This window comes from Peribacillus sp. NPDC101481 (genome assembly GCF_044767165.1).
GTDB lineage: Bacteria > Bacillota > Bacilli > Bacillales > DSM-1321 > Peribacillus.
Genome location: NZ_JBIWNJ010000009.1, coordinates 49,972 through 57,114, shown reverse-complemented (window position 1 = coordinate 57,114; position 7,143 = coordinate 49,972). Strand labels below are relative to the sequence as shown.

Genomic DNA, 7,143 nt, shown 5'->3' with positions numbered 1-7,143 from the left:
GAAATGTTTGACTTGCTCATTTGCTTTTTTGATAGTGTGTGCTCACTTAAAATTTAACGTTGGCGCTTTGTTTTGTTCAGTTTTCAAAGAGCAATGTCTTTCGGAACAGCTTATTTATAATAACATTTTCATTACTGCAAGTCAACAACTTTTTTAAAACTTTTTAAAGTTTGTAATCTGTTTGCAACTCGTTCGTAACGACAGATATAAATATAACACCATTACGTTAACTGCGCAATACCTTTTATAAAGTTTTTTTAAGATAATGTTGTTTTTCTTATAAACCCTAGAATCCACTGTATTGAAAGACATGAAATTATAATTAAAAAACAAAAACCGAATTGGACTTACCAGGATCAAGAGCTACGCCCATGATCCCGGCCATCCGAATTCGGCCCTGCAATCAAAACTCATTTTTGCTTATATTAGCGATGTCTCATTAAAGGGAATAACAGGACGTCACGTATAGAAGGAGAATTGGTCAATAGCATAACCAAACGGTCAACACCAATTCCCAGTCCGCCTGTCGGCGGCATTCCGTATTCTAATGCCTCCAAGAAATCTTCATCCATTTCATGAGCTTCATCATTACCTTGCTCTCGTTCTTTCAATTGAGCTTCAAAGCGTTGACGTTGATCAATGGGATCATTAAGTTCAGTGAAGGCATTTGCGTGCTCCCTACCTACAATGAATAACTCAAAACGATCTGTGAAACGGGAATCTTCCGGATTTTTCTTTGCTAAAGGAGAGATTTCCACTGGATGCCCGTAGATGAATGTAGGTTGAATTAACTTATCTTCGACCTTTTGTTCAAAGAATTCATTTACGATATGGCCGAACTCCATGGATTCCTTAACTTCAATCCCATTTTCTTTAGCAAGCTGCTGGGCTTCTTCTTTACTCATTTCAGTCCAGAAGTCCACACCAGTATATTCTTTTACAGCGTCAACCATGTGAAGTCGTTTCCATTCCGGTTTCAACTCTATCTCATACTCCCCATACTGGATGGTCGTCGTCCCAAGAACTTCTTGAGCTATATGGGCAATCAGGTTTTCCGTTAAGCTCATGATATCTTGGTAATCCGCATAAGCTTCGTACAATTCGATCAATGTGAATTCAGGATTGTGCCTTGTGGACACTCCTTCATTTCTGAAAACCCGGCCAATTTCATAAACTTTCTCCAATCCGCCGACAATTAAGCGTTTTAGGTGCAGTTCAATGGCGATCCTTAAATTCAAAGGCATATCCAAGGCATTATGGTGAGTAAGGAAAGGGCGTGCAGCAGCTCCACCAGCAACAGAGTGCAATAGCGGCGTCTCCACTTCAAGGTATCCATGATCGTCCAAATACCGTCTCATGGCTTGTACAATACGACTGCGCATGATCAACGTATTTTTACTTTCCTCATTTGTAATTAAATCGACATAACGTTTACGATAGCGTTCTTCAACGTCCTTCAAGCCATGAAATTTATCAGGTAACGGGCGAAGCGCCTTAGCAAGGAACACATACTCTTTAGCTTTAATGGAAAGTTCCCCGACTTTCGTTTTGAAGATAACGCCAGTTACCCCAACGAGATCACCAAGATCTGTTTGGTTGAAAATTTGGTAAGAATCTTCCCCTATGTTATCCAAACGGACATAGATTTGGATTTGGCCGCTAATATCCTGGATATGGGCAAATCCCGCTTTCCCTTTTCCGCGCTTCGTCATGACACGGCCAGCAATCGTAACTTCAATTTCTTTTTCTTCAAGTTCTTCCTTTTCTAATCCACCATAAGCACTGATTATCTCCTGAGTGTTATGTGTGCGTTCGAATCTGCTCCCGAAAGGGTCTTGTCCATTATCAATCATGGCCTGCATTTTATCGCGCCTTACCTGCAGTTGGTCATTCAATTCTTCATGACTCACGAAAATCATCTCCATCTTTATTAATAAATGCCTTATATAATTAATCAAAAATTCTTTTGCATACATATTTATTCTTACATAAAGTAAAGGAATTCAACAGCTTTTTATCTTAAAACATTGTTTATATACATATAAAAACTGCCAGGATTACTGGCAGTTAAGATAAGCGTATTATAGGAAAATAGGAAGGTAATGTCAAACATCAGACCATTTGGATATTTTGTTGCTTCGCTTCAATATCATCAACAAGTCCATAAAGAAGATTTACAACATCTTCCCTTGTTTCACAAACATTAATTCCTTTGCGAGCCTGAGCATTCCCTTTAACACCCTTTAAATACCAAGAAGCATGCTTACGCATTTCACGAACTGCTACATTTTCATTTTTCAACGCAATCAGTCGATCCATATGAAGCACGCAAACGTCCATCTTTTCACGAACTGAAGGTTCATCCATAAGTTGACCGGTTTCTAGATATTTTACAGTCCTGTAAATCATCCACGGGTTACCTAGGGCTGCACGGCCGATCATGACTCCATCAACACCCGTTTCCTTCAGCATTCTTTCCGCATCCTGTGGAGTTTCCACATCACCGTTACCGATAAGGGGAATATTAATCGACTTCTTCACTTCACGGATGATGTCCCAGTTAGCTTTTCCTTCATACATTTGAACTCGTGTCCTGCCATGCATTGAAACGGCTTTACCGCCTGCGCGTTCAACAGCCTGAGCATTCTGAATCGCAAAAACATGCTCATCATCCCAGCCAATGCGCATTTTAACCGTTACCGGCTTTTCAACGGCATCAACCACCGCTGAAACCATCTCATAAATTTTATTTGGATCGAGAAGCCACTTCGCACCCGCATCACATTTAGTGATTTTAGGAACAGGGCAGCCCATATTGATATCAATGATATCAGCATTTGTATTTTTATCTACAAATTGTGCAGCTTCGACCAAAGATTTCTTTTCACCGCCAAAGATTTGCAAGCTTAACGGCTTTTCTCTTTCATCTATATAAAGCATATTCATCGTTCTAGCATTTTGTAAAACGATTCCTTTATCACTGACCATCTCCGCACAAACAAGACCAGCACCAAATTCCTTGACGGTCAAGCGGAATGCCGAGTTGCAGACTCCCGCCATCGGTGCCAGCACTACTGGATTCTTCATTTCTATATCGCCTATTTTTAACACGTTGACCTCCTATAACATTCTTTCATTTATCGTCAGGTGGCTGAAGCTCCTCAATGGAAACATGAAGAATTTCCGCCACTTCCAGTAAAAATGCTTCTGAAGGGTTGCGGTTCCCTCGTTCAACTTCTCCCAGCAAGGAAACGGAAACACCTATTTCCCTCGCAAACCCTTCCTGGGTATAACCCTTTAACTTTCGAAAAGCGCGAATACGCCTTCCCCATTTTTCACCTTCCATAATCGAACTCCTTCTTTATCCGAAATCTGTTCAAGCAGGTCGCTCAAAGGTGCATCCATTTGCGGAAATGATATATCAGGGTCCACTTCCATTAAAGGCACGATAACAAAAGCCCTCTCGTGCATACGAGGGTGCGGGACTGAAAGAATCTCTGTCTCAATATTTTCTTGATTATATAACAAAATGTCAAGGTCTATAGTCCGGGGACCCCACCTAATTTCCCTTTTTCTTCCTAGATCTTGTTCGATTTTCATACACGCGTTAAGTAAGTCTTCGGGTTCTAAATCGGTTTCCACTTTAAGAACAGCATTTAAAAAACAGTCCTGGTCTTCATATCCTATCGGGTCTGTTTCATATAAAGAAGAGCAGGCCAACATCTTGATATGCGGATTCTCAGACAATAATTGGAAAGCTCTTTGGAATGTTTCAAGGCGATCCCCTAAGTTCGACCCTATTGAAAGGTAAGCAGTATTTATCACAATCAGCGTCCCCTTACAATCTCTATAGCAACCGACTCATAGTGGCCTGCTATCGGGGGATCTGGTTTATAAACCTTCACGGTGCAAGTCTCGATGGAAGAATATTTATTAAGTAGTTCTGAGGCAATTTTTTCAGCGACAGCTTCCACTAACTTAAAAGGTTCTCCCTCAACAACACTTTTACACACTTCATATAACTCGCCATAGTTGATCGAGTCTTCAAGCTTGTCACTCTTCCCAGCCTTGGCTAAATCAGTCTGAACGATTAAGTCCACTTTAAACCGCTGACCAAGCTTCGTTTCTTCCGGAAAAACTCCATGATAACCATAAAACTCCATCTTATTCACATATATCTTATCCATTTCATTCACCTTTTCCTAATAGAGCGTCCATCATCTTTGCAGCCCGGGCCATTTCCTTCACATCATGTACACGAACCATCTGACAGCCTTGTTGAATTCCATGGCAAATTGTAGCGGCAGTGCCTTCCATCCTCTCACTAGGCGGCAGGTCCAGAACATGGCCAATCATGGACTTTCTCGATGTCGCCAGCAGCACGGGATAACCTAATGATACCAGCTTATCAAGATTCCTCATCATTTCCAAATTAAACTTTAAATCTTTCGCAAATCCAATACCTGGATCGAGAATGATGTTTTCATCCTTGACTCCCGCATCCTTTACCAATATGATGCTTTCGAATAAATCTTGAAGTACATCCCGGACAAAATGTCCATACTCCATATTATCCCTGTTATGCATCAAGATAATCGGCACCTTATATTCCGCTGCAACCTTTGACATCAAGGAATCAGCTTTACCTCCCCAAATATCATTTAATATATGGGCTCCTGCCTTTACCGCCTCTTCTGCAACTCTTGATTTATACGTATCGACGGATATTGGAACCTCAATATTACGCGATATCGCCTCAATTATCGGGGCGACTCTCTCTATTTCCTCTTCATCCGATATCCTCTCATAGTTAGGACGGGTTGACTCACCGCCTACATCCAATATATCCGCCCCATCGTTGACCATTCGTTCGGCATGCTTCAAAGCAGCATCTATCCGATTATATTTTCCGCCATCCGAAAAGGAGTCCGGCGTAACATTCAAAATCCCCATGATTAAGGTTTTCTTGCTGTAATCCAATTCAAATGAACCGCATTTTATTTTTGGTGCTCCTGCTAATGACATCCAACGTTCTCCTTCGCCTAAAGAAATCTATATATACGAGTTTACCCATTTACATAGGTATAGTGCAAGCTCCATGAAAATCAGGGATACTTCTGCATACTTTGCCGCAAAAAGAAAAGCAAAGCCCCATAGGAACTTCGCTTCTCATTTAGTGTCTGTCTTACTCAAAGTTATATAATGGTGTACTTAAGTAGCGTTCACCATTACTCGGTATGATGGCAAGGACCTTTTTGCCTTTACCCAGTTTGTCAGCCACTTTAATGGCAGCTGCAATTGCTCCTCCAGAAGAGATACCGCCAAGGATTCCTTCCTCTTTTGCTGCGCGGCGGGCATAATCAAACGATTCCTCTGTATTTACTTGAATGATTTCATCATAGAGATCTGTATTCAAAATGCTAGGAACGAAGCCTGCTCCGATTCCTTGGATTTTATGGGGTCCTGGAGTACCACCCGATAATACTGGAGAGTCCGCAGGTTCAACAGCGTAAATTTTAATGTCAGGGAATTTTTCACGCAGGACTTCACCGGCACCTGTTATGGTTCCGCCAGTACCGATTCCGGCAACGAATGCATCCAGACCTTCATCTCCAAAGGCTTCAACGATTTCAGGGCCTGTAGTGTTCCGATGTACTTCAGGGTTGGCTTCGTTTTCGAATTGCTGTGGAATGAAGTAACCTTTTTCTTTAGACAGCTCAGTCGCCTTTGCGATTGCACCCTTCATTCCTTCAGGCCCAGGAGTAAGAACTAATTCCGCCCCATATGCGCGAAGCAAGTTACGGCGTTCCAAGCTCATCGTCTCCGGCATAACCAGAATTGATTTATAGCCCTTTGCCGCAGCTACCATTGCCAAACCTATTCCCGTATTTCCGCTTGTAGGTTCAATGATCGTATCACCTGGCTTAAGGGTACCATTATTTTCTGCCGCTTCGATCATCGCAAGGGCGATACGGTCTTTTACACTGCTGCCTGGGTTAAAATACTCAAGTTTCAAATAAATATCTGCACTGTTTTCATTTTGAAGCTTGTTTAACTTAACAATAGGTGTTTGTCCAATTAAATCGATTACAGAATTAGCTATACGTGCCATTTTCTCCACTCCCTTATCATTTCAATACCGAGTATGTTTATTGGTTTTATAATTTTAAAGTTACCAGTTTTAATAGTTCATTGTCAATGATTAAATACTATATTCTAAATTTTCTCACACAACCATTGACCTACTTTTCTTCCTTCAATCCATAAAACCATTCTACATCAAATTCGTCCCAGAAAATTTTCCCTGAGACCGGTGCCTGAATCTGTTCAAGAGCTATTTGGCGGTGAATCTTGTCTTTAACTTCTTCATATTCATACTGCTTGCCCTTTATTCTTTCATGCAGGTAGAGAACGGCCCAGCCATCCTCCGTTTGGATTGCATCACTCCACTTTTTCACCTTCAATTTCTCGGCAGCGGCAATGTATTCCTTGGAGACTTGCTCGTTATCCTGGGATATATAACCCATGTCGCCTCCTTGATTGGCAGTGAATTCATCAAGGGACTTCTCCATTGCCAAGACATCAAAGGAGACACCTTTCTCCAGTTCACGTATGACTTGGTCTGCCTGCTTTTTTGTAGAAGTGGTGATATGGGAAATATGGAAAGCAGTAGGAATTCTATAGATATCCTTATTATTATCATAATGACTCCGCATTGCCGATTCGGAAACCGAAACGTCCTTGGTGAGGAGCTTCTCGAGAAGGAGACTCGACTGAATTTCCTGCCTCAGTTGATCGTTACTTTTATTAAGGTTCTGACCGGCAGTCCCATACATCGTTTTCATCATTTTAAGTTCCCGATCAAGCTCTTCATCCGAAGTCTTCACTTTGTATTTTTCAGCTGCCTGTTTCACTACCTCTTTATCGACCATTTCCTCAAGTACATCTTCCCCATATCTTTTTTCGAGCTCATTAATCCATGCTTCCCGGGAAATATCCTTGGATCCAACCTTTGCGGCCGTTTCCTCCCCAATTACGGATTTTGAAATGATAAGTGGTTTTATGACAAAGATAATGATAGTCAATAGGTTCAACAAGGCAAGGCCAGCAATAATCGCCCGAAGCTTTTGTTTTGGCAAACCC

General features: G+C 41.5%; 8 protein-coding genes. All 8 read right to left on the bottom strand.

Features of this window, described 5'->3' with window-relative positions:
- Positions 1-425: 425 nt before the first annotated feature.
- The 8 genes from lysS to ACIROD_RS25805 all read right to left on the bottom strand — a co-directional run bounded on the left by lysS (position 426) and on the right by ACIROD_RS25805 (position 7,139).
- The gene (gene lysS / locus ACIROD_RS25840) at positions 426-1,925 is read right to left on the bottom strand and encodes a lysine--tRNA ligase (RefSeq protein WP_202190663.1); all 1,500 of its coding nucleotides are present in this window, start codon (positions 1,923-1,925) and stop codon (positions 426-428) included.
- Positions 1,926-2,112: 187 nt separating this feature from the next.
- Positions 2,113-3,111 carry a tRNA dihydrouridine synthase DusB gene (gene dusB, locus ACIROD_RS25835; protein ID WP_101225932.1) on the bottom strand — a complete coding sequence of 333 codons (999 nt, stop codon included), beginning with the start codon at positions 3,109-3,111 and terminating at the stop codon, positions 2,113-2,115.
- 22 nt (positions 3,112-3,133) lie between these two features.
- A complete protein-coding gene (locus tag ACIROD_RS25830; RefSeq protein ID WP_101225931.1) occupies positions 3,134-3,346 on the bottom strand; it encodes a helix-turn-helix domain-containing protein in 213 nt (70 codons plus the stop codon).
- Positions 3,298-3,825 (bottom strand): 2-amino-4-hydroxy-6-hydroxymethyldihydropteridine diphosphokinase, encoded by a 528-nt coding sequence (gene folK / locus ACIROD_RS25825; RefSeq protein WP_402945565.1) that lies wholly within the window; start codon positions 3,823-3,825, stop codon positions 3,298-3,300. The genes ACIROD_RS25830 and folK overlap by 49 nt, the downstream gene beginning before the upstream one ends.
- A gap of 2 nt (positions 3,826-3,827) precedes the next feature.
- Positions 3,828-4,187: a dihydroneopterin aldolase gene (gene folB / locus ACIROD_RS25820; protein ID WP_101225929.1), complete on the bottom strand. Its 360-nt coding sequence runs from the start codon at positions 4,185-4,187 to the stop codon at positions 3,828-3,830.
- Between the two features lies 1 nt (position 4,188).
- Positions 4,189-5,025, bottom strand: coding sequence for a dihydropteroate synthase (folP, locus tag ACIROD_RS25815; protein WP_230178771.1), 837 nt, complete (start codon positions 5,023-5,025; stop codon positions 4,189-4,191).
- Positions 5,026-5,185: 160 nt separating this feature from the next.
- Complete coding sequence (cysK, locus tag ACIROD_RS25810) at positions 5,186-6,112, bottom strand: cysteine synthase A (RefSeq protein ID WP_402945560.1); 927 nt, start codon at positions 6,110-6,112, stop codon at positions 5,186-5,188.
- A gap of 130 nt (positions 6,113-6,242) precedes the next feature.
- Entirely contained in the window at positions 6,243-7,139 is an 897-nt protein-coding gene (locus ACIROD_RS25805; RefSeq protein WP_230178769.1) for a peptidyl-prolyl cis-trans isomerase, read from the bottom strand.
- Between the last annotated feature and the right edge of the window lie 4 nt (positions 7,140-7,143).